23 protein-coding genes are annotated in these 24,466 nt (G+C 69.3%); 8 read left to right on the forward strand and 15 right to left on the reverse strand.

Features of this window, described 5'->3' with window-relative positions:
* Positions 1–2: 2 nt before the first annotated feature.
* From AC1Q87_RS09485 to AC1Q87_RS09495, 3 genes are all read right to left on the reverse strand, one after another.
* Complete coding sequence (locus AC1Q87_RS09485) at positions 3–1,847, reverse strand: transglycosylase domain-containing protein (protein WP_492608707.1); 1,845 nt, start codon at positions 1,845–1,847, stop codon at positions 3–5.
* Between the two features lie 246 nt (positions 1,848–2,093).
* Positions 2,094–2,831: a M48 family metallopeptidase gene (locus AC1Q87_RS09490; RefSeq protein WP_492608708.1), complete on the reverse strand. Its 738-nt coding sequence runs from the start codon at positions 2,829–2,831 to the stop codon at positions 2,094–2,096.
* Positions 2,832–2,841: 10 nt separating this feature from the next.
* Positions 2,842–4,113 (reverse strand): polyhydroxyalkanoate depolymerase, encoded by a 1,272-nt coding sequence (locus AC1Q87_RS09495; protein WP_492609270.1) that lies wholly within the window; start codon positions 4,111–4,113, stop codon positions 2,842–2,844.
* A gap of 224 nt (positions 4,114–4,337) precedes the next feature.
* On the opposite strand from AC1Q87_RS09495, the gene AC1Q87_RS09500 reads away from it, so the two are divergent.
* A complete protein-coding gene (locus AC1Q87_RS09500; protein WP_492608709.1) occupies positions 4,338–4,736 on the forward strand; it encodes a YciI family protein in 399 nt (132 codons plus the stop codon).
* Between the two features lie 22 nt (positions 4,737–4,758).
* The gene (locus tag AC1Q87_RS09505; RefSeq protein WP_492608710.1) at positions 4,759–6,018 is read left to right on the forward strand and encodes an RNA polymerase sigma factor; all 1,260 of its coding nucleotides are present in this window, start codon (positions 4,759–4,761) and stop codon (positions 6,016–6,018) included.
* Here the strand turns inward: AC1Q87_RS09505 and AC1Q87_RS09510 are convergent.
* Positions 6,015–6,620 (reverse strand): SCO family protein, encoded by a 606-nt coding sequence (locus AC1Q87_RS09510; RefSeq protein ID WP_492608711.1) that lies wholly within the window; start codon positions 6,618–6,620, stop codon positions 6,015–6,017. The two genes, AC1Q87_RS09505 and AC1Q87_RS09510, sit on opposite strands and share 4 nt — an antisense overlap.
* Before the next feature lie 54 nt (positions 6,621–6,674).
* Here AC1Q87_RS09510 and AC1Q87_RS09515 point away from each other — a divergent pair, with 54 nt between their 5' ends.
* Complete coding sequence (locus tag AC1Q87_RS09515; protein ID WP_492608712.1) at positions 6,675–8,096, forward strand: ActS/PrrB/RegB family redox-sensitive histidine kinase; 1,422 nt, start codon at positions 6,675–6,677, stop codon at positions 8,094–8,096.
* An 81-nt stretch (positions 8,097–8,177) separates the two neighbouring features.
* Positions 8,178–8,735: an ActR/PrrA/RegA family redox response regulator transcription factor gene (locus AC1Q87_RS09520; RefSeq protein ID WP_492608713.1), complete on the forward strand. Its 558-nt coding sequence runs from the start codon at positions 8,178–8,180 to the stop codon at positions 8,733–8,735.
* On the opposite strand, the gene mmcB is transcribed toward AC1Q87_RS09520, so the two are convergent.
* The 5 genes from mmcB to AC1Q87_RS09545 all read right to left on the reverse strand — a co-directional run bounded on the left by mmcB (position 8,732) and on the right by AC1Q87_RS09545 (position 12,798).
* Positions 8,732–9,187, reverse strand: coding sequence for a DNA repair putative endonuclease MmcB (gene mmcB / locus AC1Q87_RS09525; RefSeq protein ID WP_492608714.1), 456 nt, complete (start codon positions 9,185–9,187; stop codon positions 8,732–8,734). The genes AC1Q87_RS09520 and mmcB overlap by 4 nt on opposite strands.
* A gap of 41 nt (positions 9,188–9,228) precedes the next feature.
* A complete protein-coding gene (locus AC1Q87_RS09530; protein ID WP_492608715.1) occupies positions 9,229–9,750 on the reverse strand; it encodes a lipocalin family protein in 522 nt (173 codons plus the stop codon).
* A gap of 100 nt (positions 9,751–9,850) precedes the next feature.
* Positions 9,851–10,981: a ferritin-like domain-containing protein gene (locus AC1Q87_RS09535; RefSeq protein WP_492608716.1), complete on the reverse strand. Its 1,131-nt coding sequence runs from the start codon at positions 10,979–10,981 to the stop codon at positions 9,851–9,853.
* 113 nt (positions 10,982–11,094) lie between these two features.
* Positions 11,095–11,418, reverse strand: a complete 324-nt coding sequence (locus AC1Q87_RS09540; RefSeq protein WP_492608717.1) for a YnfA family protein — start codon at positions 11,416–11,418, stop codon at positions 11,095–11,097.
* A 249-nt stretch (positions 11,419–11,667) separates the two neighbouring features.
* Entirely contained in the window at positions 11,668–12,798 is a 1,131-nt protein-coding gene (locus AC1Q87_RS09545; protein ID WP_293401915.1) for a ferritin-like domain-containing protein, read from the reverse strand.
* 357 nt (positions 12,799–13,155) lie between these two features.
* Here AC1Q87_RS09545 and AC1Q87_RS09550 point away from each other — a divergent pair, with 357 nt between their 5' ends.
* Positions 13,156–14,850 (forward strand): MFS transporter, encoded by a 1,695-nt coding sequence (locus AC1Q87_RS09550; RefSeq protein WP_492608718.1) that lies wholly within the window; start codon positions 13,156–13,158, stop codon positions 14,848–14,850.
* A 257-nt stretch (positions 14,851–15,107) separates the two neighbouring features.
* Positions 15,108–16,481 carry a metallophosphoesterase family protein gene (locus AC1Q87_RS09555; RefSeq protein WP_492608719.1) on the forward strand — a complete coding sequence of 458 codons (1,374 nt, stop codon included), beginning with the start codon at positions 15,108–15,110 and terminating at the stop codon, positions 16,479–16,481.
* Positions 16,482–16,501: 20 nt separating this feature from the next.
* Here the strand turns inward: AC1Q87_RS09555 and AC1Q87_RS09560 are convergent, their stop codons facing one another.
* Together AC1Q87_RS09560 and AC1Q87_RS09565 are read right to left on the reverse strand one after the other, a co-directional pair.
* Positions 16,502–16,909: a metallopeptidase family protein gene (locus tag AC1Q87_RS09560; RefSeq protein ID WP_492608720.1), complete on the reverse strand. Its 408-nt coding sequence runs from the start codon at positions 16,907–16,909 to the stop codon at positions 16,502–16,504.
* Complete coding sequence (locus AC1Q87_RS09565) at positions 16,902–17,492, reverse strand: hypothetical protein (protein ID WP_492608721.1); 591 nt, start codon at positions 17,490–17,492, stop codon at positions 16,902–16,904. Before AC1Q87_RS09565 ends, AC1Q87_RS09560 begins: the two co-directional genes overlap by 8 nt.
* Before the next feature lie 91 nt (positions 17,493–17,583).
* Here AC1Q87_RS09565 and divL point away from each other — a divergent pair, with 91 nt between their 5' ends.
* Together divL and AC1Q87_RS09575 are read left to right on the forward strand one after the other, a co-directional pair.
* Positions 17,584–19,902, forward strand: coding sequence for a cell cycle protein kinase DivL (gene divL / locus AC1Q87_RS09570; protein ID WP_492608722.1), 2,319 nt, complete (start codon positions 17,584–17,586; stop codon positions 19,900–19,902).
* 174 nt (positions 19,903–20,076) lie between these two features.
* Positions 20,077–20,658 (forward strand): sigma-70 family RNA polymerase sigma factor, encoded by a 582-nt coding sequence (locus tag AC1Q87_RS09575; RefSeq protein ID WP_492608723.1) that lies wholly within the window; start codon positions 20,077–20,079, stop codon positions 20,656–20,658.
* A 57-nt stretch (positions 20,659–20,715) separates the two neighbouring features.
* On the opposite strand, the gene AC1Q87_RS09580 is transcribed toward AC1Q87_RS09575, so the two are convergent.
* The 4 genes from AC1Q87_RS09580 to AC1Q87_RS09595 form a co-directional block, all read right to left on the reverse strand.
* A complete protein-coding gene (locus AC1Q87_RS09580) occupies positions 20,716–21,909 on the reverse strand; it encodes a class I SAM-dependent methyltransferase (RefSeq protein ID WP_492608724.1) in 1,194 nt (397 codons plus the stop codon).
* Positions 21,910–21,975: 66 nt separating this feature from the next.
* Entirely contained in the window at positions 21,976–22,296 is a 321-nt protein-coding gene (locus AC1Q87_RS09585) for a 2Fe-2S iron-sulfur cluster-binding protein (RefSeq protein WP_267230849.1), read from the reverse strand.
* A 20-nt stretch (positions 22,297–22,316) separates the two neighbouring features.
* Positions 22,317–23,546, reverse strand: coding sequence for an NAD(P)/FAD-dependent oxidoreductase (locus tag AC1Q87_RS09590; protein WP_492608725.1), 1,230 nt, complete (start codon positions 23,544–23,546; stop codon positions 22,317–22,319).
* An 80-nt stretch (positions 23,547–23,626) separates the two neighbouring features.
* Positions 23,627–24,409, reverse strand: a complete 783-nt coding sequence (locus tag AC1Q87_RS09595; protein ID WP_492608726.1) for a succinate dehydrogenase iron-sulfur subunit — start codon at positions 24,407–24,409, stop codon at positions 23,627–23,629.
* Between the last annotated feature and the right edge of the window lie 57 nt (positions 24,410–24,466).

Below are 24,466 nucleotides of genomic sequence, written 5' to 3' on the forward strand. Positions count from 1 at the left end.
TTCTAGATCGGCGGCTCGTCGACCACCTCGGCGGTCGTGGTCGGGGCCGGCGCCGGTTCGGGCGCCTCTTCCAGCAGCGTCTCGATCGTCTCCGGCGGCGGCGGCGGCGGCGCGGCCGCCGGCGGACCGTAGGGGATCGCCAGCGCCGGGCCGCGCTTCAGCGCCGTGACCATGAACCCGCGCCACAGCTCGGCCGGCGCTCCGCCGCCGGTCACCCGCTTCATCGGCGCGCCGCTGTCGTTGCCCATCCAGACCACGGTCGTGAAGCCGCCGCTGTAGCCGGCGAACCAGGCGTCCTTATAGTCGCTGGTGGTGCCGGTCTTGCCGGCGATGTCGTAGCCCGGGATCTTGGCGCGGGTCCCCGTGCCGGCCGCGACCACGCCGCGCAGCATGCGGTTGAGGTCGCTCAGCGCCGGGTTGCCGATCACGTTCGCCGCCGAGCCCGCCTTGCGCTGATAGAGCACCTGGCCGCCGACCGTGCGGATGCGCTCGATGCCGTAGGCCTGCACGCGATTGCCGCCGTTCGAGAACGCGCCATAGGCCTGGGCCATCTCCAGCGGCGAGACCAGGCTGGTGCCCAGCGCCATGGCCGGGTCGGTGTTCACCGCCGAGACCACGCCCAGCCGCTTGGCGGTGGCCGCCACGGCGCCGCGCCCGACCTCGTCGGCCAGTCGCACCGCCACGGTGTTGGTCGACTGCGCCACCGCCTGTTCCAGGGTCAGGGTCCCGGAGAAATTGTTGCTGTAGTTCTGCGGCGACCAGGTCCCGATGGTGATCGGCTCGTCCACCACCGCCATGTCCGGGGTTCGGCCGGCCTCGAGCGCGGTCAGGTAGACGAACGGCTTCCAGGCCGAGCCGGCCTGCCGCTTGGCCGTGACCGCGCGATTGTAGGGCGCGGCCGCATAGTCGGTCCCGCCGACCATCGCCCGCACTCGGCCCTGGCCGTCCAGCGCCACCAGCGCCGCCTGGCTGACGTCCTGGGCCTTGTAGCGCTCGACGACCGCGCGGGTCTGGCTCGCAGCGGCGGCCTCCAGGCCGGCGTCGAGCGTGGTCTCGACGATGACGTCCTGCTTGGGCGCGCCGACCAACTGGCGGCGCTGGCCGTCCAGCCAGTCGATGAAGTAGTTGGCCGAGGCGCTGTAGCTGCCGCCGGCCAGCTTCAGCGGCTGGGCCATCGCCTGCTTGCGCTGGGCCGGCGTGATCGCGCCGGTCTCGACCATGGCCGCCAGCACCAGGTCGGCGCGGGCCGCGGCGTTGGCCGGCTCCTCGATCGGGTTGTACTTGGTCGGCGACTTCAGCACCCCGGCCAGGGTCGCAGCTTCGCGCAGGCTCAACTTGGCGGCGCTCTTGCCGAAGTAGCGGCGCGAGGCCTGCTCGATCCCATAGGCGCCGGACCCGAAATAGACCCGGCTCAGATAGAGCCCCAGGATCTGCTTCTTGGAATAGGTGCGCTCCAGCTGGACGGCGTAGACCACCTCCTTGGCCTTGCGCTCCATCGTCTGGTCGGCGCTCAGAAAGAGGTTGCGGGCCAGCTGCTGGGTGATGGTCGAGGCGCCCTGCGCCGCGCGCCCCTGTTCAGCGTTCGCCACGATCGCCCGGGCGATGCCGATCGCGTCGAACCCGGTGTGCTCGTAGAAGCGGCGGTCCTCGATGGCGACGAAGGCGGCCGGCACGTGGGCCGGCAGCTTGGCGATGTCGACCGGCGGTCCGTAGCGGCCGCCGCGCACGCCCAGCACCGCGCCGGCGCGGTCCACATAGACGACCTGCGCCTCGCGCTTGATCGGCGGCAGGGGCGGAAGTTCCGGCGCGGTCAGCGACAGCGACGCGGCGAGCGCGAGGGAGATCAAGTCTTAAGGCTCCAACGGCCGCACCCGCGGCTTACGCCTCCTTCTCCCTCCAGTCCGGAGCCGCGCCAAGATAATTCGCGGTAATGGTCGCCAGCTGCGACTCCAAGTTCCTCCCCCTTTGGGGGAGATGGATCGATGCGCAGCATCGAGACGGAGAGAGACTGCTCTCGAGCTGAAGAGATTCAAAGTCCCCCTCAGTCAGCCATTCGGCTGACAGCTCCCCCAGCGGGGGAGCGATTGTGGCGATCACCGCCCGAAGGCGTGCAGCCGCGCCCCTTCGGCCCGAAGCCAGGCGCGGTGCGGCCGCTCGTCTCCGACCAACGCGCTGACATGGGCCCAGAACTTCGGGCCGTGGTTCAGCTCCAGCAGGTGCGCGCACTCGTGGGCGGCGACGTAGTCGGCCACCTCGTAAGGGGCCAGCGCCAGCCGCCAGGAATAGCGGATCGCCGCCGGCTTGCCCGGCAGCCCGGGCCGGCAGGAGCCCCAGCGCGCGCGGGCGTCCATCATGGTGACGCTGGGTAGCTTGGCCCCCAGCCGCGCACAGTGAAAGGCGGTGCGTTCGGTGAACACCGCCAACGCCTGGCGCTTGATGATCCGGATCACGGCGTTGGCGTAGGCCTCGCCCTCGCCGCGGGCGCTGATCCGCAGCGGCGTCTCGCCGTCGGCCGGATGCAGCCGCGCCGGCTTGTCGCTGGCCTCCAGCCGGCAAGGCTCGCCGAACAGGCTGACGGTCATGCCCGGCGCGATCGCCTGGCTCTGCGGCAGCTCGGCCAGCCGTTCGGCGATCCACGAGGCGCGGTCGCGCGCGAAGGCCGCGGCCTCGGGCAGGCGCCGCTGGCTGGGGGCGGTGGCGATGATCTCACGCTTGGTGCGGTCGAGCCGCAGCGAGATGCGACGCGCGCGGGCGTGAACCTTCAGGCGAACCGTGGCGCCGGCGACATCCAGCCGGTCGCCGTCCGCAAGCGAACGGCCGAAGATACTCATGACGCCAGACTTAAGCTGCGTCGCGGGCCTTTTCGAGTGCGCCTTCCATGCGACGGATGAACGCCCGCACGCGCGGATAGATTTCCTCGCGGAAGCGGCGGCCGTTGAACACCCCGTAGTGACCGACGTGCGGCTGCACGTAGTCCTCCTTGAAGTCGTCCGAGAGCCCGGTGCACAGCGCGTGCGCCGCCTGGGTCTGGCCGATGCCGGAGATGTCGTCGTTCTCGCCTTCGACGGTCAGCAGGCCGACGTCGTTGATCGATCCAGGCTGGATCGGGCGGCCGCGATGGACCAGCTCGCCCTTCGGCAGCAGGTACTGCTGGAACACGTAGTCGATGGTCTGCAGGTAGAATTCTTCCGGCAGGTCGAGCACCGACAGGTACTCGTCGTAGAACTCCAGGTGCTTTTCGGCGGCGTCGCCGTCGCCCTTCATCAAGTCCTCCAGGTAGCGCAGGTGCGCGTCCTGGTGCTTTTCAGCGTTCATCGACATGAACGAGTAGAGCTGCACGAAGCCCGGATAGACCCGCCGGCCCATGCCCGGATAGGGCGCCGGCACCGTGTCGATCATCGTCGACTTGAACCAGGCGAACGGCTTTTCCTCGGCCAGCTTGTTGGTCACGGTCGGCGACAGCCGCGCGTCGATCGGCGAGCCCATGATCGTCATTGTCCCGGGGCGGCACTCCTCGCCGTCCTCGGCCATCAGCGCGGCGGCGGCCAGCACCGCCGGCCCCGGCTGGCAGACGGCGACCACGTGCGGCCGCGGCCCCAACTGGCGCAGCATGTCGCGGACGTGGTCGACAAAGTCGTGGAAGTCGAAGCGGCCTTCCATCACCGGTACGTCGCGGGCGTTCGACCAGTCGGTGATGAACACCTCGTGGTCCTGCAGGAAGGCTTCGACCGTGCCGCGCAGCAGGGTGGCGTAGTGGCCCGACAGCGGCGCGACGATCAGCACCGCCGGCTCCAGCTCGCGACGGCCCGCCTTGCGCATGTCGGCCATGTCGCGGGTGAAGTGGACGAGTTTCACCCACGGGGTCGACCAGACCTCGGTCGGGCGCACGCGCACGCTCTCGCCTTCGATCTGGACGGAATCGATGTTCCAGGCCGGGCGGCCGTAACGGCGCGTCAGGTTCGCGAACAAGTCCGAGCCGGCGAACAGCCGCCGGCCGAGCTCGCTGTCCTTGGCCGGGTTCAGCGGCGACGACCAGAAGTCGCGCGTGGCCCGCGCGGCCCAGCGCAGCGGGGTGGAGGCGTAGTAGCCGGCCTCATAGAGCGTGTAGAGCATCGCCGAGTCCTCTTTGCTGCGGCGCAGCATAACACGCCGGTGGTTAAGCGAGTCCAGCGCTGATGCCGCAGCCAGCAGGGATTCCACGCTCAAGCTCGCCTGTCGGGCCGTTATTTGCGAATTTTTCGAGCTCGCCTGTCGGTCTGGCGGCGCCCGGTTCGTCGATCCATGTAGCGGGAGGACTCGCGGGCGCCCTTCGCCCCGGCCCGCCGAGGAGGAATTCCATGCGTTTCATGTTCTTCATCACGTCCGCGCACACCACCCCGCCGACGCCCGAGCTGATCGAGGCGATGGACAAGCTGGCCAACGAAGAGATCAAGGCCGGCCGGATGATCGACACCGGCGGGCTGATGCCGCTGGCCACCGGCGCCCGCGTGCGGCTCGAAAGCGGCAAGGTCTCGCTGATCGACGGCCCGTTCATCGAGGCCAAGGAGATGGTCGGCGGCTACGCGATCTTCGAAATGCAGAACAAGGAAGAGGCCGTCGCCTCGGCCATGAACTTCATGCAGCTGCACGCCGACCACATGCCCGGTTGGGAAGGCGCCTGCGAGATCCGCGCCATGGCCGGCGCGGACTTCGAGGCCGGCTGCCCGGTGTCGGTCGCCACCGCGGCCGACGCTTGACGCGGCGTCCCGGCCGGCGGCGATGAGCCACGCCGACACCCATCGCGCGATCCTCGCCGCCTGGCGGATCGAACAGCCACGCCTGATCACCGGGCTGGCGAGGATGCTGCGCGACGTGCCGCTGGCCGAAGAGCTGACTCAGGAAGCGCTGGTCGCCGCCCTCGAACGCTGGCCGCAGACCGGCGTGCCCGAGCGTCCCGGCGCCTGGCTGATGGCGACCGCCAAGCGGCGCGCCCTCGATCACCTGCGGCGCCGGCCGATGCTGGCCCGCAAGCACGCCATGGTCGCCCATGAGCTGGAGAGCGAGCAGCAGGCCATGCCGGACCTGGACGCCCCCCTCGACGACGACATCGGCGACGAGATGCTGCGCCTGGTCTTCACCGCCTGCCATCCGCGGCTGACGCGAGAGGCCCGCGCCGCCCTGGCCCTGCGCATGGTCTGCGGCCTGACCACCGCCGAGATCGCCCGCGCCTTCCTGCTGCCGGAGGCGACGATCGGTCAGCGGATCCTGCGCGCCAAGCGCACGCTCACGGAGTCCGGCCTGACCTATGAGACCCCGCGCGGCGAGGAGCTGTCGGAACGCCTCGGCTCGGTGCTGGAGGTCGTCTACCTGATCTTCAACGAGGGCTTCACCGCCGCCCGCGGCGACGACTGGATGCGCCCCCAGCTCTGCAACGAGGCCCTGCGCCTGGCCCGCGTGCTGATCGCGGTGGCCCCGCAGGAGGCCGAGGCCCACGGCCTGCTGGCGCTGATGGAGCTCAACGCCTCACGCGCCAACGCCCGAGTCGACGCGCAAGGCGACCCGATCCTGCTGCTCGACCAGGACCGCCGCCGCTGGGACCAGTTGCAGATCCGCCGCGGCCTGCGCGCCCTGGCCCGCGCCCATCAGCTGGATCCGGTCGGCGGCCCTTACGCCCTGCAGGCCGCCATCGCCGCCTGCCACGCCCAGGCCGAAGCGGCGGCGGACACCGACTGGGCGATCATCGCCGCGCTCTACGGGCGGCTGGCGCAGGTCCTGCCCTCGCCGATCGTCGAGCTGAACCGCGCCATCGCCGTCGGCATGGCGAACGGCCCCGCTGCGGGTTTGGCCCTGGTCGAAAAGCTCGCGGCCGAGCCGGCGCTTGCGGCCTACCACCTGCTGCCCAGCGTCCGCGGCGACCTGTTGCTCAAGCTCGGCCGTCGCGACGAGGCCCGCGCCGCCTTCGAAGCCGCCCTGGCCCTGGCCGAGAACCGCCGCGAGCGCGACTTCCTGCGCCGCCGCGCCGACGAAGCCGCGCGCTAGCGCATCGCGTCGGCGATCTGGCGGGTCGTCTCCTCGGGCGAGATGCCATAGGGCAGCACGCGGTCGAACTGGCCCTTGGGGTTCATCAGATAGGCCGGGGTCGAGTGATCGACCAGGTAGTCCGAGCCCTCGCCGTTCTTCTTGTAATAGACCCGGTAGGCCTTGGCCGCGGCGGCCACCTGCTCGGGCGTGCCGGTCAGGCCGATGGCGCCCTTCGGGAACACCTCGTTGGAGAGGTAGGTCTTGATCTGCTCGGGCGTGTCGCGCTCGGGGTCCACCGAGATGAACACCACCTGGAACTTGTCGGCCTTGGGGCCCAGGTCCCGCTGCGCCGCGCCCAGCACCTGCATGGTCGTCGGGCAGACGTCGGGGCAGTAGGTGAAGCCGAAGAATACCGCGGTCCACTTGCCCTTCAGGATCTTCTCGTCGACAGGCTTGCCGTTCTGGTCGACCAGTTGGAACGGGCCGCCGACCAGGGCCGTTCCGGATGCCGAACTCCCTGCGCGCTGGCCGTCGAAGACCCCGGCGCGCCAGGCGAGCGCGCCCATCAGGACCAGGCCGACCAGACAGGCGGCGACAAGGATGAGATTGCGGCGGGACATGGTTGACCTTTGGGGCTCGTCAGGCGCGGCGTTAGGGGCGATGCTCGCGGCATGATGGCGTCCATCCGGAACCCGTCGCCGTCGCAGCCGTCGCCCGGTCTCGATAGGCAAAGCACCGACCCTGCGCAAGGCGTCGCCGACCTCGGTGCGGCCGGCTGGGGGGTCGAGGGCTGGAACCCGGCCGGCACGCACGGCGGGCGGCTGCGCATGCGCACCCTCGTCACGCTGCGCTGGATGATCATCGCCGGCGAGCTGCTGATCTTCGCCTTGGTCGGGCTCGTGCTCGGCTTCGACGCGCCCTACACGCTCTGCTTCACGGTCATCGGGGCCTCGGCCTGGGTGAACCTGCTGACCGGCGTCGCCTCGCCGGGGCAAAGGCTGATCGGCGGCTGGGAGGCGGTGGCCCAGCTCGGCTTCGACATCGGCCAGATCTCGCTGCTGCTGTTCCTGACCGGCGGCACGGCCAATCCCTTCATCCTGATGCTGCTGGCCCCGGTCACCCTGGGGGCGGCGACGCTGGCCCCGCGCTGGGTCAACCTGCTGGCCGGGATGGCGATCGCCGCCTCGGTGCTGCTGGCCTTCGTGCATGCGCCGCTGCCGTCGCTGAACGGCGCGTTCACCGAGCTGCCGACCGCCTTCATGATCGGCTGCGCCATCGCCAACATCGCCGGGATCGTGGTCATCGCCGGCACCGTGCGCCAAGCGGCCGAGGAGTCCTCGCGCATGGCTCTGGCGCTCGACGTCACCCAGGCGGTGCTGGCGCGTGAGCAGCGGCTCTCGGCCCTCGGCGCCCTGGCCGCCGCCGCCGCGCACGAGCTGGGCACGCCGCTGGCGACCATCTCCATCGTCTCCAAGGAACTGGCCCGCGAGGCGCCGACCCCTGGCGTCAAGGAGGACGCCGAGCTGCTGATGGCCCAGGCCGAACGCTGCGGCGAGATCCTCCGGCGCCTGACCGACGCCCCGGCCGCGGCCTCCGACGAGGTCCACGAGCGGATGAGCCTGCTGCAGCTGGTGCACGAAGTGATCGAGCCCCACGCCGAGGTTAAGGGCGTGCGCGTCGAGGCGATCGTCACCGGCGCGCCGGGCGTCGCCGCCCCCGATATCTGGCGCATGCCCGAGGTGCTGCACGCGATGACCTCGTTCGTCGAGAACGCCGTCGACTTCGCCGCCTCCGAGGTGCTGGTCACCGTCCGCTTCGACGCCGACACCATCAGCGTCCAGGTCCGCGACGATGGTCCCGGCTTCGCGCCCGAGGTCCTCGCCAAGCTGGGCGAGCCCTATGTCACCAGCCGTCCGGGGGTGGCCGGCGGCCGCACCGGCCACGTCGGCATGGGCCTTGGTTTCTTCATCGCCAAGACGTTGCTGGAACGAACCGGAGCCACAGTGACTTTTCAGAACGGTAGACCGCGCGGGGCCGTCGTTGCGGCGAGATGGCCTCGCGCCCGTATCGAAGTGAAGCCGTCATCATCTGCGTGAAGACACTTGCGAAGCTGCGACAAGCAGCGACATGATGCCGCAGGGGGCGTGTGATCAGAACGCCCCTATCGGAGGTTGCGCATGACCGATCTCTCCGCCGATATCGCCGCCCTGCCGGACAGGAGCCTGCTTGTCCTGGACGACGACGCGCCCCTGCGCACACGCCTTGGCCGCGCGCTGGAGCAACGCGGATTTGAGATCGTGCTGGTCGGCAGCGTCGCCGAGGCCCTGGCCGCGGTGAAGTCCAGCCCCCCCGCCTACGCCGTGCTCGACATGCGGCTGGAGGACGGCACGGGCCTGAAGGTTGTGGAAGCGGTGCGCGAGGCGCGGCCCGACGCCAAGGTGGTCATGCTGACCGGCTACGGCAACATCGCCACCGCCGTCGCCGCGGTGAAGTCCGGCGCCATCGACTATCTCTCCAAGCCGGCCGACGCCGACGACGTCGCCCGCGCCCTGCTGGCCCGCAAGGACGAGGCTCCGGCCCCGCCCGAAAATCCGATGAGCGCCGACCGCGTCCGTTGGGAGCACATCCAGCGGGTCTACGAGCTCTGCGGCCACAACGTCTCGGAAACCGCCCGGCGGCTGAACATGCACCGGCGGACCCTGCAGCGCATCCTGGCCAAGCGCGCGCCGCGCTAGGCCTCCAGCTGCACCGCAGCGACCCCCATCGCCCGCATCGCCCCCAGCCGCGCGAAACCGATGGTCAGCGCCTTGCGCCGGGCCGGGGCCAGCGGCGTGGCCGGCGCCTCGCGCAGCACCGCCCCGCCGAACCCGTCGCAGACGATCAGCCCCGGTTCGTCCGGCAGGATGTGCTGCGGGAACTCGGGCGCCACGGCGAAGGCGAAGCGGTCGCAATAGGGCAGGTACTCGTGCCACTTGCGATCGACGCGATAGTCCTCGAGCCCCGACTTCACCTCGATGATGGCCAGCTCGCCCTTGCGCGAAACCGCCATCAGGTCGGCGCGCCGGCCGTTCGGCAAGGTCACCTCCGCCAGCGGCGCATAGCCGAGGTCGACCAGCAGCCGCGCCGCGCCGCGCGTGACGTTGGCGGTGATCTCAGGCCGGGTGACGGTGACGATGGTGACGTCCATGTCGAAACCATGTTCCGGTTTCGTTCGGGGCGCAAGAGCCGTCAATTGCGGGCCGGCAGCGGGAACTCCAGGCGGCCCACGTCGTAGCCGAGCTGCTTGAGGCGGGCGAGCGCCTGGCTCTTCACCGCGGCCGGCAGGGTCGGTCGCTGCGACATCAGCCACACCGAGCGGCCGCCCGGCGTGCCGAGGATCAGCCAGCCCTGGTCGCTGCGGTGGTCGAGCACCCAGTACTCCTGGCGCACCAGGCCGTTGAAGAAGGTCATCTGCAGCTTGGCGTTGGTGCTGGGGTCGAGGACCTTGGCCCTGGCCTTCCACTCGGTGACCGGGGCCGAGAGCGAGCCCTTGTGACAGGCCTGCACCACCGCAAAGCCGTCGGCGACCCGCTGCCAGTCGGACGTGCCGCCCTGGCAGCCGGTCTGGATCTTGTTGGGCAGCCGCGCGACCTCGTACCAGCGACCCATCATGTTGGTCAGCTCGATCTTCTTGGTCGGCGCCGACGGCGCGGCCAGGGCCGAGCCCCCGGCGAGGGCGAAGGCGAGGACCAGGGTGGCGAGTGCGCGCATAGCAGACGTGGGTCTCGGTTGAATTGGTAAGGCCCGCGGAATCTCCCGCGGGCCTCCATGCAATATCAACGCAGAATTTGGCGCTTCCGCGGCGCCGCGTCTACTCCGCCGCCAGGGTCACGTTGGCGGCGATGCGGTCCTTGAAGTTGATCTTCTGAAGGTACTTGATGCCCTCCTCGGCGATGTCGTCGCCGACCATGCGGTCGCCCTCGGCCTTCAGCTCCTCCATGTCGACATACATGCCGTAGAAGGCGCGGGTGCGGTCGGTGACGATGCCGGCGTTCAGCAGCGTCTTGATCAGCACCCGGAAGATGTTGGTGCTTTCCTTCATGTCCTCGCGCCGCACCTCGTCGGTGGCGATCAGCTGGATTTCCTCGAGCACCTTGGCCGGGTCGAGCCCGAACTCCTCGTAGAGCGCGGTCTGTTCGCTGGGCGAGACCAGGTTGAACAGCAGGATCTGGAAGCAGTGCGCGGCCCAGTCCTCGACGATGTTGTGCTCGGCTTCCGACAGCTTCGGAATGGTGCGGTCGGCCCAGATCTTCCCGAACTTGTGGTGGAAGGCCTCGTCGGTCATCACCAGCTGCATCAGCTGGCGGCCGAGCGGATCGTTGAGCTTCTGGTAGAAGGTGGCGAAGGCGCCCATGGCCAGGCCCTCGACCAGCATCTGCATGCCGATGATCTTCTTGTAGACCTCGGGGCTGCCGATGATGTCGACCAGCAGGTCCTGCAGCACCTTGCTGCACTGGATCGGCCGGCCCCAGCGGGCCTTGATGTACTTGGCGAAGGCGGTGACGTGCCGGGCTTCTTCGCGGGTCTGGTTGGCCGCGTACTCCTGCGCGCCCTGGTCCAGCAGCACGTGGCAGAGGCTGGCCGACAGGTTCAGCGCGCCCTGCTCGCCGTGCAGGATCGACGAGAACGAATAGAGCAGCGACTTGTTGACGAACTGGGCCCGCAGCTCGGGCGTGTTCAGCTTGGCCTTCACATAGTCGGTGTGCAGCGCGACATTCAGGTCCTCGCTGACCAGCGGCTGGCTCTGCATGTCCCAGGGGGCCGAGAAGTCGATGTACTTCGGGTCCAGCGGATCCCAGAAGTGGTCGTGCGTCGCCGAGATGATCTTGTCGAAGGCGGTCGAGCGGTTGTTGTACCGGTCGAGGTCGAGCATCGACTCGAAGTCGTCCGGCGCCACGGCGTCGTAGATGATGTCCTTGGTGATGTTGCCGTCAGCGGCCATGACGTCTCTCCCTGAGCCCTTTGGCGAGCCCTTGGTCGAAACTCCAACACCGATGTTCCGGAGCGTCAAAGGAAAATGACGCACCCGTCAAATTTGTAATGAACGGCGATAAGCTAGGCCGCGCGGGGTCCCAGCAGGATGATCCCGGCCCCGGCGATGCACACCGCCGCGCCGATCAGGTCCCAGCGGTCGGGCCGCACCCCCTCGACCGCCAGCAGCCAGACCAGCGAGGCAGCGACATAGATCCCGCCATAGGCCGCATAGGCCCGCCCCGCCGCGGCGGCGTCGACCAGGGTCAGCAGCCAGGCGAAGAGCACCAGGCTCGCGATCCCGGGCACGATCCACCAGACGGGCTTGCCCTCGCGCAGCCACATCCAGAACGAAAAGCACCCGGCGATCTCGGCGGCGGCGGCGGCGATGTAGACGAGCGCGGTCATGGCGGGAGATGGCGCCAGTCGAGCTTGCGGCGCAATAGAGTTGCTCCCCCTCTGGGGGAGCTGTCAGCCGCATGGCTGACTGAGGGGGACTTTGACTCGACTGCAGCCTTGAGAGCGGTCCCCCTCCGTCTCGCCGCTGCGCGGCGCCCCCAAGAGGGGAGGATCGGGAAGCCCCAAACGAAAACGGCGCCCCAGCCGAAGCTGAAGCGCCGCTTGGGTCCCGGCCTTCGCCGGGATGAGCGGTTGAGCTTATTCCGCCGCGATCGAGATCGAGGTCGCCAGGCGATCCTTGAAGTTGATCTCCTGGAGGTACTTGATGCCCTCCTCGGCGATGTCGTCGCCGACCATCCGGTCGCCCTCGCCCCTCAGCTCCTCGATGTCGACGTACATCGCGTAGAAGGCCTTGGTGCGGTCGGTGATGATGCCGGCGTTGAGCAGGGTCTTCACCAGCACCCGGAAGATGTTGGTCTGCTCCTTCATGTTCTCGCGGCGGGTCGCGTCGGTGACCATCTCGGCCATCTCGGCGATCACGCGGTCCGGATCGAGGCCGAACTCCTCATAGAGGTCGCGCTGCTGGCTGGGCGACACCAGGTTGAACAGCAGCGTCTGGAAGCAGTGCGCGGCCCAGGTCTCGATGATCTCGTGCTCGGCCTCGGTCAGGTGCGGGATGGTGCGGTCGGCCCAGATCTTCCCGAACTTGTGGTGGAAGGCCTCGTCGGTCATCACCAGCTGCAGGAGCTTCTTCCCCATCGGGTCGCGGATGTTGTTGAAGAAGGTGGCGAAGGCGCCCATGGCCAGGCCTTCCACCAGCATCTGCATGCCGATGATCTTCTTGTAGACCTCCGGCGAACCGATGATGTCGACCAGCAGGGTCTTCAGGGTCGGGCCGCATTCGACCGGACGGCCCCAGCGCGCCTTGATGTACTTGGCGAAGGCGGTGACGTGGCGCGCCTCTTCGCGGGTCTGGTTGGCGGCGTATTCCTGCGCGCCCTGGTCCTTCAGCACGTGGCAGAGGCTGGCCGACAGGTTCAGCGCGCCCTGCTCGCCGTGCAGGATCGACGAGAACGAACGCAGGGTCGACTGGTTGATGAAGCGGGTGCGGGTCTTCGGGTCGCTGAGGTGGTTCGACACGTAGTCGGTCGACAGCGAGATGATCATGTCCTCGGGCAGGAGCGGTTCGTTCTCCATGTCGAAGGGCTCGTCGAAGTCGATGTACTTCTTGTCGAGCGGATCCCAGAAGTGGTCGTGCGTCGCCGAGATGATCTTGTCGAAGGCCGTCGAGCGGGCGTTGTAGCGATCCAGCTCCAGCATCGACTCGAAGTCGTCCGGGGCGACCGCATCGTAGATGACGTCCTTGGTGATGTTGCCGTCGGCGGCCATCGGCTCTTCCTCCTGACAAGGCGCGCAAAGGCGCCCGCTGTTTCCTCGTTGGGAAAAGCCTCCCCCGAGAACGGCGATCCGTCAAGAAAAATGACGGCAGCGTCACCTTTGCGAACGACTGTCAATTGTGCGGGCTCAAGCTCGACCGCGACCGCCGGCGCAGCGCGGATTCTTGCCAGCGTCCTGGTCGGCGGCGCTCAGGTCCGCCCCCCTGGCGCGATGTTCAGGGCGCGCCCTGCTCGGCGCGCTGCTTGTCGGACTTGAAGATTCTGGATCGAGGCGCTGGCCGGCCCGGGGCATGGGGGCCTATGGTTGCTTCAGGGGGCGACCGGCTTCCAGTTGCGAGTACGCTTTCGAATGAACAGGCCCCTCGGACCGGACAACGCTTCCTCCTCAACAAGCGACGAACGTCCCGAACCGACGCCTACGCTCCTGTCGCCGTTCGCCAGCCCCATTTTTCGCGCCATCTGGCTCGCCAGTCTGGTCTCCAACTTCGGCGGCATGATCCAGTCTGTGGGCGCGTCGTGGCTGATGACATCCATCGGTTCGGACAGCATGGTCGCGCTGGTCCAGGCCGCCATCACGCTGCCGATCATGTTCCTCTCGCTGCCGGCCGGCGCGCTCGCCGACACCGTCGATCGCCGCAAGATGCTGCTCGCGGCGCAAGGCTTCATGTTGACGATGTCGATGGGGCTGGCGGCCTGCGCCGCCCTCGGGTGGATCACGCCGTGGAGCCTGCTCTTCTTCACGTTCATGATCGGCTGCGGGGCCTCGATGAACGCGCCGGCCTGGCAGGCCTCGGTCGGCGACATGGTGCCCCGGCGCGACTTGGCCGGGGCGATCGCGCTGAATTCGATGGGCTTCAACCTGGCCCGGAGCGTCGGCCCGGCGATCGGCGGCGTCATCGTGGCGGCGGCCGGCGCGGCCGCGGCGATCTTCGTCAACACCTTCAGCTACATCGGCATCCTGCTGGTCCTGGCCAGATGGAAACCTGAGCCGAAGGTCGAGCACCTGCCCCGGGAGACCCTCTGGTCGGCGATGGGCGCGGGCCTTCGGTACGGGGCGATGTCCGGCCCCCTGAAGCTGGTGATGACCCGCGCCCTGGTGTTCGGCGTCGCTGGCAGCGCGGTCCTGGCGCTCATGCCGCTCGTGGCGCGCGACACCCTCGGCGGCGGTCCGCAGACCTACGGACTGCTGCTCGGGGCCTTCGGCGTCGGCGCGGTCGGCGGCGGCCTGGCCACGACCAGACTGCGCACGCTGGTCGCCAACGAGCACATCGTCATGGGATCATGCGTCGCCTTCGGGCTGGCCGCGATCGCGCTTGGGTTCAGCACCTGGCTGGCGGTCAGCATGGCCGCATTGGCGCTGGCGGGCGCGGCCTGGGTGCTCGGCCTCTCCACCTTGAACGTCACGGTGCAGATGTCGGCGCCGCGCTGGGTCGTGGCCCGGGCCTTGGCGCTCTATCAGCTCGCGGCCTTCGGCGGCATGGCTCTGGGGAGCTGGCTATGGGGCGTGACGGCCGAGCACGAGGGGCTAACCCTGGCCCTGGCCGGCGCCGGCCTCGTGCAGCTCGCCTGCGCCGCGCTCGGCCTGCGCTTCCCGCTGCCCTCGACGCACGGCCTCAATCTCGACCCGGCCGGCGGCTGGACCGAGCCGAGCCTGCCCGCTCAGATCACGCCGCGCAGCGGGCCGGTGGCGATCACCATCGAGTACGACATTCCCGAGCAGCATACGGGCGCGTTCCTGCGGCTGATGGCCGAGCGCCGCATCGCGCGGCGTCGCGACGGCGCCCGCGGCTGGACCCTCCTGCGCGACCTCGGCGAGCCGGAGATCTGGATCGAACGCTACCAAAGCCCGACCTGGCTGGACTATCTGAGGCACAATCAGCGCGTCACCCAGGCCGACCGCAAGATCGCCGAAGGCCTGGTCGCCCTGCATCGCGGCCCCGACCGGCCCAAGGTCAGGCGCTGGCTGGAAAGCCCCGCGCGCGCCGTCCGCGACGAGCCGGGCCCGCTTTCCGAGCCCCTGACCGATCCGCACCAGACGAGCTGACGTTCGGACGCTGGAGCCGGGCCCGCCGCAAAGCCGCGCGACAGTCCAGTCCTTCGCCAGCTTGACAAGACGGCCCGCTCCCGACGACCTTCAGTAGATGTCGCTTGGCCGCACAACCTCGACCCGACGCCGACGCCTCTGGGCGTCACGGCCGGCTGTGCGCTGCTGCTTGGGCTAGCCCTCAAGCCTCAGCCATTCCCTTTCGCCGTTGATCCGCCCGCCTCCCCCAGGCGGGCTTTTTGTTGTTGGGACCATCCATGACCGCTCCTGATCAGCCCGCCGACGTCTCCAGCATTCCGGCCCTCTCGCCGCGAGGCGGCGGATGGCAATTCGTCATCTTCGGCGACGCCTGTTCCGGCGTGCCGGGCGCGCTGCACGAGACCACCTTCTCCCGGGTCTGCAACGTCGTGCGCCGGCTCGAACCGGCGCCCCAGTTCGTGATCTTTCCAGGCGACGAGATCATCGGACTGACACCGGACGAGGCCGAACTTCGGGATCAGTGGCGGCATTGGCTGGAGATCGAAACGGCGTGGCTCGACCGGGCGGCCACGCCGATCTGGCACGCGACCGGCAATCACACGGCCTATGACCGGATGAGCGAGCGTGTCTTCGGCGAGGTGCTCGGCATGCCCCGCAATGGGCCGCCGGGACAGGAGGGGCTCTCCTACTTTGTACGCCGCGGCGACCTGCTGCTGGTCTTCGTACACACGCTCGCCACCGATCTGGGCGGCGAGGGCTATGTCGATGTGGCCTGGCTCGAAAGCGTCTTGGCCGAACACCGCGACGCTGGGCGCAAGATCGTGATCGGCCACCACCCGGTCTATTCGGTGAACGGCTTCTCGGGGGCGTACCAACGCGACGTCGGACCCGAGCACGCCGGCGCGATGTGGGACGTGCTCGTTCGAGAGGGCGTGCTGGCCTATGTCTGCAGTCACATCCTGGCCTTCGACGTCCAGGTCCACCGCGGCGTTCTGCAGCTCTGCACCGCGGGCGCCGGCACGGCTCATCGCATGCCGGAAGGGATCGAGTACCTGCACTGCGTTCAAGCCGCCCTGGACGACGCCGGCTTCCGCTATCAGGTGCTCGACGACAGCGGACGTCGGCGCGAGCAACTGGCTTGGCCCTTGCCTTCGTTCGCCGCACCCTCGCCCCTGCGCACCGGCGCTCAAGACGCGCTGCTCCAGGGGCGACCGTCGGAGCGTTGCGTGCTGGATCTCTCGATCTCCGGGACCACGGCTTCGTCGGCCGCCCGCGCTCAGACGCTGTTCTGCGCCAACGCCCCCGGAAAGCTCCCGACGATCTGGATCGGACTACGCGGACCCGAGCAGCGGCTGACGGCGATCATTGCGCGCACGCCTGGGCGGAGCCCGCACTTCTGGCAAGGCCCCGCCTTCGGCGATGCGGCTGTCCTGGCGCTCGACTTGCGGATCTGCCCAGCCATGGGGGCCGGCGGACTGCTATGGAGAACGGACCCAGCGTCGCCTTGGTCGTCGATGATCGGCGCAAGCCCGACCGGCGTAGAGGAGATCGCCTGGCCGCCCGTCTGGCGCGTCGGCCAGGGCTTGGACGGCGAGGCCTTTCTCGGAACCGACCTGGCCGTGACCTGGGGCTGGCGTGAGTTCGCCGCCTGATCGGGCCGACGGCTCGCTGTCTACTCCGCCGCGTCCTCGATGGCGTCGATGTCGTCGTCGCTGAGCCCGAAGTGGTGGCCGATCTCGTGGACCAGCACGTGGCTCACCAGCTCGGCCAGAGTGACGTCGCCGCGTTCGGCCCACTCGTCGAGGATCGCCCGGCGATAGAGGAAGATCCGGCTTGGGCCCGGCGAGGGATCCAGCACCGAGCGGTGGCCGATGTGCACGCCGCTGTAGAGGCCCGACAGCTCGAACGGGTTCTCGATGCCCAGTTCGTCCAGCACCTCTTCGCTGGCGAAGTCGTCGACCCGGAAGATCACGTCTCCGGTCAGCTTGCGGAATTCCGCCGGCAGGGCGGCGAAGGCGGTCTCGGCCAGGGCGGCGAGGTCGTCGAGGGAGGGCGCGCGGCCCGCATAAGGATCACTCATCAGGCACGACTATATGGGGAGCCTCAGGCAGGCGCGTCTCGAAAAGTCCGATGTCGAGCGGCTGCTGCGGCTTCACCGCCAGCAGCGGCTGGCGGGTCAGGGCGCGCAGCGTGTCGCGGTCCATGTCCTCGCCGCCCTTGCGACGGGCCTGGCGGGCCTGGGCGTCGCCGGCGTGGCGCAGCGGGGCGCCGCCGATCCGCCAATAGGAGATCATCGCCCGCCAGACCGTCGCCGGCGGCGGCGCAGGGGCGGGCCAGCGATGGCCGTCCTCGAAGGTCGGCTCGACCGGGGCCGGCGCGCGGGCCCGCTTGCCGGCCTTCGGCGCGATCTGTTCGACCAGCTGCACCACCCGGTCCTCGGCCGCGACGGCCGCCGCACGGCCCGGACGGTCGTCCTCGACCCGGCCGGCCAGGGCGTCCAGCGCCGCCTCGCGGGTGGCGTAGACGGGCCCCACCGGCTCGGTCAGGAAGGCGACCTGCTCGCCCGCCACCTCGGCGGCGTCGCGTTCGCGCGCGGCCCGTCCCTTGGGCGCGGCGAAAGCCTGGCCCGCATCGGCGGCCACGGGATAGAGGATCGCGGTCATAACCTCCCGATCATCGCCGAAATGCGCGGACCAAACTATGGTCGCTTGAGATGATTCGCCGTCTTCGACGACCTGCGGCGACGGAGCGCCGATGAGCGAGCAAGATCTGATCCTGGGGGCCGCCGCCGGCGCGGTGCTGCTCGCCCTCTGCGCCATGTTCTGGCTGGTGGACCAGCGCCGCCGCAACGACGCGCGGCTCGGCGTGCTGCACGCCCGCATCGCCGAGCTGGAGGCCGGCGCCGAAGCCGCCCAGGCCTCCGTCGAGGCCTTCGATTCCGCCCTGCTGTCGGTCGAGGACGGCCACGCCCGCCTGACCTCCGGCGAAGAGAGCCTGGCGGTCTGCGCCGAGGCGCTCGGCGTCCAGAGCTCCGATCCGCAGGCCGTGGTCTCGGCCCTGATGCGCGCCGATCCCGACCACGCCCGCCGCCTGCGCGCGCTGTTCGAGCGCGGCGAGGCCTGCGCTTTCGAGGTGCAGGGCCCGGCCGGCGTCGTGTCCGTCGAGGGCCGCGCCGCCGGGGCGCTGGCCTGGCTGCGGCTGTCGGCGGTGATCGGCGAGGACGCCGGCCTGCCGACCGCCCCGCGCTTCGCCGCCTTCCTGGCCGCCCGCGCCGCGCCGGCCTGGATCGCCGCCGCCGACGGCGCGCCGGTCTGGGTCAACGCCGCCTGGCTGGCCGCCGCCGGCGCCGCCAGCCTCGACGAGGCCGCCGAGCGCGGCGCGTCGTTCGACAAGGGCGCCGAGAGCCTGGCCAGCGAGGCGGCCAATCTCGGCTCCAAGCGCCAGGCCCTGCGCTGGACCAGTCTCGGCGGCCGCCGCCGCGCCTTCCAGGTGACCGCTCAGCCGCTGGAAGGCGGCGGGGTCGGCGTCTGGACCGACGACGTCACCGAGACCGAGGAGCTGCGCGAGGCGCTCAAGCGCCACGTCGAGGCGCATGACGAAACGCTGAACCACATCGCCGACGCGGTCGCGATCTTCGGCGAGGGCAAGCGGCTGATCTTCCACAACACCGCCTTCGCCGAGCTCTGGGGCCTTGAGCCGGCCTGGCTCGCCGACCGCCCGACCCACGGCGAGGTGCTCGACCGCCTGCGCCAGCGCCGCCGCCTGCCCGAGACCATCGACTACGCCAAGTGGAAGGCCGCCGAGCTCGACCGCTACGAGGACACCGCCACCGGCCCCGACGACCTCTGGAGCCTGCCGGACGGCCGCACGCTGAAGGTCGGCCGCCAGCCGCACCCGATGGGCGGCGTGGTGCTGCTGTTCTCCGACATCACCGGCGAGCTGCGCCTCAAGGCCCAGTACAACGGCCAGATCCAGGTCCAGCAGGCCACCCTCGACAAGCTCAACGACGCCGTCGCGGTGTTCGGCTCGGACGGCCGCCTGCGGCTGCACAACGAGGCCTTCGAGCTGTTCTGGAACGTCACCGGCGACCAGCTGGAAGTCGCCCACGACTTCGAAGGCGTGGTCGAGCTGTGCGTGCGCCGGCTGCACGACATGAACTTCTGGCGCGAACTCAAGGGCCGCGTCGCCGACCCCGATCCCCAGGCCCGCGCCCCGATCTCGGGCGAGGTGAAGACCTCGGACTCGCGCATCGTCGTCTACCAGAGCCGGCCGCTGCCGGACGGCGCGACCCTGATCGCCTTCGCCGACGTCACCGACGCCCGCAAGCTGGAGAGCGCCCTCGCCGACCGCTCGGCCGCCCTGGCCGAGGCCGAGCGCCTGAAGCGCGACTTCGTCGGCAACGTCTCCTACGAGCTGCGCACCCCGCTCACCACCATCATCGGCTATTCCGAGCTGCTCGAGCGCTCGGGCGAGAACCTGTCGGAGCGCGGCCGCGGCCACGCCGCCGCCGTCCGCACCGCCGCCACCCAGCTGGCCCGCTCGATCGACGACGTGCTCGACATGGCCCAGATCGACGCCGACGAGATGGCGCTGGACCTCGAAGACGTCCGCGTCGCCGACCTGCTCGGCGAGGCCGCCGCCCGCTGGCAGAAGGAGGCCGAGGCCGTCCAGGTGGTCATCAAGGTCGAGCACCCCGAAGACATCGGCCTGCTGCGCGGCGACGTCCGCCGCCTGGCCCAGACCCTCGACCACCTGGCCGAGAACGCGGTGCGCCAGACCCCGCCCGGCGGGATCGTCACCATCGCCGCCCGCCGCGGGCTGGGCGAGGTGCAGCTGCAGGTCACCGACACCGGCCGCGGCATCCCGTTCCACGTCCAGGCGCACATCTTCGACCGCTTCATCGGCCGCGAACGCGGCGGCCCGGGCCTGGGCCTGGCGCTGGTCAAGGCGTTGGTCGAGCTGCACGGCGGCTGGGTGGCGCTCGAGAGCGAGCCGGGCGCCGGCGCGACCTTCACCTGCCACCTGCCTGAGGCGGCCCAAGGCGCGGCCGGTCACCCGGAACTAAGCTTCTAGACGCGCATTTCGTCGCATTCGCGCCATATTGCTGCGCTGCTTTCAGTGAAGCTTCGAGCCTTGGCGTACAAGGTTTTGTGATCACCAATTGTCACGCCAAGCGGAGCCTTTGGGGGATCGCCGCGTTTAGGCCTCAAGGGGCGTCTACGGTCCCGTCTGAACGGAGGTGACCTAATGACCGAACAGGCTCAAGCGGACCACGAATTCAAGTCTGAGCTCACGGCTTTGATCCCGCAAATGCGCGCGTTCGCCCGCTCGCTGTGCCGGGATGCGACCGCCGCCGACGATTTGGCGCAAGACGCGCTTCTCAAGGCCTGGAACAACCGGGCGAGCTTCGAACCCGGCACCAACATGAAGGCCTGGACCTTCATGATCCTGCGCAACCAGTTCTATTCGGACAAGCGCCGCTCGTGGCGCTCCAGCCAGCTGGACCCGGAAGTCGCCGAGCGCACCCTGGAGGCCGCCTCCAACCCCATCGCCAGCCTGGAGCTCGACGAAGTGCGCCGCGCGCTGGCCTGCCTGCCCGACGACCAGCGTGAAGCGCTGATCCTGATCGGCGCCGGCGGCCTCTCCTACGAGGAAGTCTCCGAGATCTGCGGCTGCGCCATCGGCACCATCAAGAGCCGCGTCAGCCGCGCCCGCGATCGCCTGGCGGCGATCATCGAGGACGGCTCCTACGGCCAGGACGACATCCGCCCCTCGAGCGCCATGGTGACCATCATCGCCGAGCTCGACGGACTGCGTCAGGTCGCCTGACCCGCGCCGACCGCAAGAAGCAGAGCGCCGCGCCGGGCCCCGCCTGGCGCGGCGTTTCTATGTCCGCAGCCCGCGCCGCGACCATCCCGAATAGGTGAACAGCGCCGGCTGCGGCGCCTGGGCGTAGCAATGGCCCTTCAGCCCGCTGCTGCTGCGCAGCTCGGCCCGCACCATCGCCCCGGCCGGGGCCGCCAGCCGGAAACTCCAGCCGACCGGGGCATTGGCCGACCCCGGGAAATGCTTCTGCACGTCGCCCCGCACGCCGGCCGGAGACGCGACCTGCATCTCCTGGCCGTCGACGAACACCGCCACCGCCTCGATCGCCGCGCCGGGCGTGCGCTCGATCGCCCAGCCCGCATACTCGACCTCGCCGGTCGACAGCGTCGTGACCGTCTCGAAACCGCCCATGGGAACCGAGCCGAGCGCCAGGCCCGAGAGGTCGACGCCCGGCGCGCCGACCACATAGAGGTCCTGGTTCTCGTAGAGCCCCTTGGGGAACCGCCGCCACGACAGGCCGGGCGCCAGCTGCGCGATCGCGCGGCCGACGAAGGCCTCGGTGACATACGACATGCCGTAGATGTCGAGCTCCAGCGAGCCGCTCTCCGAGAACCGCATGAAGTGGATGCCGCTGGCGTCCATGGTCTCGCCGGCCGGCATGATCGCCTCGTCGTGGACGCTGAACGCCAGCACCCCGCGGGCCGAGACCAGGCTGTAGAGCTTGGCCAGCCAGGCGTGGAACAGGCCCTCGGGCAGGTGCGAGAACATCGACCCGGCCAGCACGACGTCGTGCTTTCCGGCGTAGGTCAGCCGCGCCGGATCCTTTTCCGAGTGGATTCCTGCAACCCCGAAGGTCGCAACCTGCCAGTCGATGGCCTGGTGATAGATGTCGGCGACGCTGATCTGGCCGGTCGGCAGCCGCTGTTCCAGGTAGCGCGTCAGCCGCCCCCAGCCGGACGCGAAGTCCAGCACCGGCCCGACCTTGTCGAAGCCGCCGAACACGCCCTCGACCAGCTGGCGATAGGCCTCGCCCAGCCGGATCGTCGACTCGACGAACTTGAACGCCGAGATCGAGGCGTCGAACTCGTAGTTGGGCAGGATGGCGTTGAAGAACATCTCGTCCTGGCCGGGCAGCGGCTTGCAGAGCCGTGCCGGGTCCAGGTCGTGGAGGCGCAGATAGTCGTCGATGAAGCCGCGATAGACGGGATCGACCCGATCGAACGAAAGATCAGGCGCGTTCAACTCTGCGTCCACTTGGGTAGTGCCTCCGGTCCGGCGCGCGCCCGCGCATCCGGACCGGGCTATAGCATGCCGAAGTGCTTAGTGCTGGCTTTCCGGCATCCGCACGACCAGGCCGTCCAGCGCGTCGCTGACCTTGATCTGGCAGGACAGACGGCTGTTCGGCTCGACGTTCTCGGCGAAGTCGAGCATCGAGTCTTCCATGGCCGAGGTGGAGCCGGTCTTGTCCTGCCAGGCTTCGTCCACATAGACGTGGCAGGTGGCGCAGGCGCAGGCGCCGCCGCAGTCGGCGTCGATGCCCGGGATGTTGTTCTTCACGGCGCCTTCCATGACCGTCAGGCCATTCTTCACGTCGACGACGTGTTCGGTGCCGTCATGCTCGATGTAGGTGATCTTGGCCATTTACTCCCCTTCGTCGCCTGTTAAGCGGCGACCTCTTTCATGGAAACCGTTGGATCGGCAAGCTTATCGGTGTTCACCGGCTTGCGGTTGGCGATGAGTTGCTTGCCCATCATGAACTCCGGGGGCGAGTTGATCGCCTCCACGGATTGCACCTGATCTCCCTTCAGGTGGAACACTGCGAACTTGCCGCTGGCCGGATCCCCGCGCAGCAGCACGCGGTCGGCGTCGAACGGCAGGCCGGCGATCTGCAGCTTCAGGTCATATTGGTCCGACCAGTTCCACGGCACTTCCGGCGACGGCGCCGGACGTCCGGTGATGGCGCTGGCGGCCTGCTTGGCCTGCTCCAGGGCGCTGGGCACGCTCTCGGGGCCGAACATGCGGCCGTAGTGCGGCATCGGGCGGTGAGTGACGTCGCCGATCGCGAACACGCTGGGATCGGCCGTGCGGGCCTCCAGGTCGACCACGATGCCGCGGGCGCACTCCAGGCCGGCGTCACGCGCGATGTCGTCGTTGGGGATGGCCCCGACGCCCAGCAGCACCAGGTCGCAGGGCTCGACCCGGCCGTCGGCCAGCCGCACGCCGGTCACCTGGCCGTTCTCCCCGACGAAGCCGGCGACGCTGGCCCCGAGCAGGAACTGGACGCCGCGGTCGACGTGGTAGCCGTGGAAGAAGTTGGACAGCGGCTCGCAGGCGCTGCGCGCCAGGATGCGTGCTTCGCGCTCGATGACCACGGCCTCGGCGCCGAGGGCGCGGGCCGAAGCGGCGACCTCGAGCCCGATATAGCCGCCGCCGACGATGGCCAAGCGCTTGCCCGGGCCGAGCGCGGCCTTGATGGCCTCGGCGTCGGCCGCCGTGCGCAGGGTCAGCACCCCGGCCAGGTCGACGCCCTCGATCGGCAGCCGGATGGCCCGCATGCCGGTGGCGATGATCAGGATGTCGTAGGGAACCGTCGACCCGTCCGACAGGGTCACGACCTTGTCGGAGCGGGCGAGCTTCACGGCCTGCAGGTTCGGCCGGAAGTCGATGTTCTGCTCGGGGTAGAACTCGAGCGGCTTGAGCGCCAGGGAGTCGGCGTCGGCCTCGCCCTTCAGCCAGGCCTTGCTCAGCGGCGGGCGCTGGTAGGGCGGAATCGGTTCGTCGCCGATCATGGTGATAGGGCCCGCGTGCCCATACTGACGAAGCAACGCGGCGGCGGTGCCACCTGCGTGGCCCGCTCCCAGGATCACAATATGCGCGTCCGACTGGCTCATATAAGCCCCATGCAGAAAAGTGACGGCGGCGTCAACTTTCCAAACACAGTTCGGATCGTTCGCCCTTTCCTAAAAGAGCGTCAGACGACCCGATCCACCAGCATCTTCTTGATCTCGCCGATCGCCTTGGCGGGATTCAGGCCCTTCGGACACACCTGGGCGCAGTTCATGATCGTGTGGCAGCGGTAGAGCTTGAAGGGGTCTTCCAGCTCGTCCAGACGCTCGCCGGTGGCCTCGTCGCGGCTGTCGATCAGCCAGCGGTAGGCGTGCAGCAGCGCGGCCGGGCCGAGATACTTGTCGCCGTTCCACCAATAGCTCGGGCACGAGGTCGAGCAGCAGGCGCAGAGGATGCACTCGTAGAGGCCGTCGAGCTTTTCGCGGTCCTCAGGCGTCTGGCGCCATTCCTTCTGCGGCTCCGGCGTCTCGGTGTGCAGCCACGGCTCGATCGAGGCGTACTGCGCGTAGAACATCGTCAGGTCGGGGATCAGGTCCTTGACCACCGGCATGTGCGGCAGCGGGCTGATCTGGCACGACGAGGCGTGCGTCTCGTCGTGGCCATGGGTGCAGGCCAGGGTGTTGCGGCCGCCGATGTTCATCGCGCAGGACCCGCACACGCCTTCGCGGCACGAGCGGCGGAAGGCCAGGGTCGGGTCGATCTCGTTCTTGATGTGGATCAGAACGTCGAGAACCATCGGACCGCAGGCGTCGACGTCGACGTCATAGGTGTCCCAGCGCGGATTCTCGTTCCCTTCCGGGTCGTAGCGATAGATCCGGAACGTCTTGACGTTCTTGGCGCCGGCCGGGGCCGGATGGTGCCGGCCCTTCTGGACGCGGGAGTTTTTGGGCAGGGCGAGCTGAACCATCAGACGCTTTCCTTGACGGCGGACGCGTTGAGCAGAGTGTGGAGGGCGATCATCGAC

The organism is Phenylobacterium sp. GW823-FHT02A09, from assembly GCF_058797775.1.

What these genes read in the sequence shown, in the direction of transcription:
- AC1Q87_RS09565 (WP_492608721.1), bottom strand. Translation starts at nt 17,492, where the DNA reads ATGACCGCGATCCTCTATCCCGTGGCCGCCGATGCGGGCCAGGCTTTC.
- AC1Q87_RS09560 (WP_492608720.1), bottom strand. Translation starts at nt 16,909, where the DNA reads ATGAGTGATCCTTATGCGGGCCGCGCGCCCTCCCTCGACGACCTCGCC.
- AC1Q87_RS09495 (WP_492609270.1), bottom strand. Translation starts at nt 4,113, where the DNA reads ATGCTCTACACGCTCTATGAGGCCGGCTACTACGCCTCCACCCCGCTG.
- AC1Q87_RS09500 (WP_492608709.1), top strand. Translation starts at nt 4,338, where the DNA reads ATGCGTTTCATGTTCTTCATCACGTCCGCGCACACCACCCCGCCGACG.
- AC1Q87_RS09575 (WP_492608723.1), top strand. Translation starts at nt 20,077, where the DNA reads ATGACCGAACAGGCTCAAGCGGACCACGAATTCAAGTCTGAGCTCACG.
- AC1Q87_RS09555 (WP_492608719.1), top strand. Translation starts at nt 15,108, where the DNA reads ATGACCGCTCCTGATCAGCCCGCCGACGTCTCCAGCATTCCGGCCCTC.
- AC1Q87_RS09590 (WP_492608725.1), bottom strand. Translation starts at nt 23,546, where the DNA reads ATGAGCCAGTCGGACGCGCATATTGTGATCCTGGGAGCGGGCCACGCA.
- AC1Q87_RS09540 (WP_492608717.1), bottom strand. Translation starts at nt 11,418, where the DNA reads ATGACCGCGCTCGTCTACATCGCCGCCGCCGCCGCCGAGATCGCCGGG.
- AC1Q87_RS09545 (WP_293401915.1), bottom strand. Translation starts at nt 12,798, where the DNA reads ATGGCCGCCGACGGCAACATCACCAAGGACGTCATCTACGATGCGGTC.
- AC1Q87_RS09595 (WP_492608726.1), bottom strand. Translation starts at nt 24,409, where the DNA reads ATGGTTCAGCTCGCCCTGCCCAAAAACTCCCGCGTCCAGAAGGGCCGG.
- AC1Q87_RS09550 (WP_492608718.1), top strand. Translation starts at nt 13,156, where the DNA reads ATGAACAGGCCCCTCGGACCGGACAACGCTTCCTCCTCAACAAGCGAC.
- AC1Q87_RS09510 (WP_492608711.1), bottom strand. Translation starts at nt 6,620, where the DNA reads ATGTCCCGCCGCAATCTCATCCTTGTCGCCGCCTGTCTGGTCGGCCTG.
- AC1Q87_RS09520 (WP_492608713.1), top strand. Translation starts at nt 8,178, where the DNA reads ATGACCGATCTCTCCGCCGATATCGCCGCCCTGCCGGACAGGAGCCTG.
- AC1Q87_RS09535 (WP_492608716.1), bottom strand. Translation starts at nt 10,981, where the DNA reads ATGGCCGCTGACGGCAACATCACCAAGGACATCATCTACGACGCCGTG.
- AC1Q87_RS09585 (WP_267230849.1), bottom strand. Translation starts at nt 22,296, where the DNA reads ATGGCCAAGATCACCTACATCGAGCATGACGGCACCGAACACGTCGTC.
- divL (WP_492608722.1), top strand. Translation starts at nt 17,584, where the DNA reads ATGAGCGAGCAAGATCTGATCCTGGGGGCCGCCGCCGGCGCGGTGCTG.
- AC1Q87_RS09515 (WP_492608712.1), top strand. Translation starts at nt 6,675, where the DNA reads ATGGCGTCCATCCGGAACCCGTCGCCGTCGCAGCCGTCGCCCGGTCTC.
- AC1Q87_RS09505 (WP_492608710.1), top strand. Translation starts at nt 4,759, where the DNA reads ATGAGCCACGCCGACACCCATCGCGCGATCCTCGCCGCCTGGCGGATC.
- AC1Q87_RS09490 (WP_492608708.1), bottom strand. Translation starts at nt 2,831, where the DNA reads ATGAGTATCTTCGGCCGTTCGCTTGCGGACGGCGACCGGCTGGATGTC.
- mmcB (WP_492608714.1), bottom strand. Translation starts at nt 9,187, where the DNA reads ATGGACGTCACCATCGTCACCGTCACCCGGCCTGAGATCACCGCCAAC.
- AC1Q87_RS09530 (WP_492608715.1), bottom strand. Translation starts at nt 9,750, where the DNA reads ATGCGCGCACTCGCCACCCTGGTCCTCGCCTTCGCCCTCGCCGGGGGC.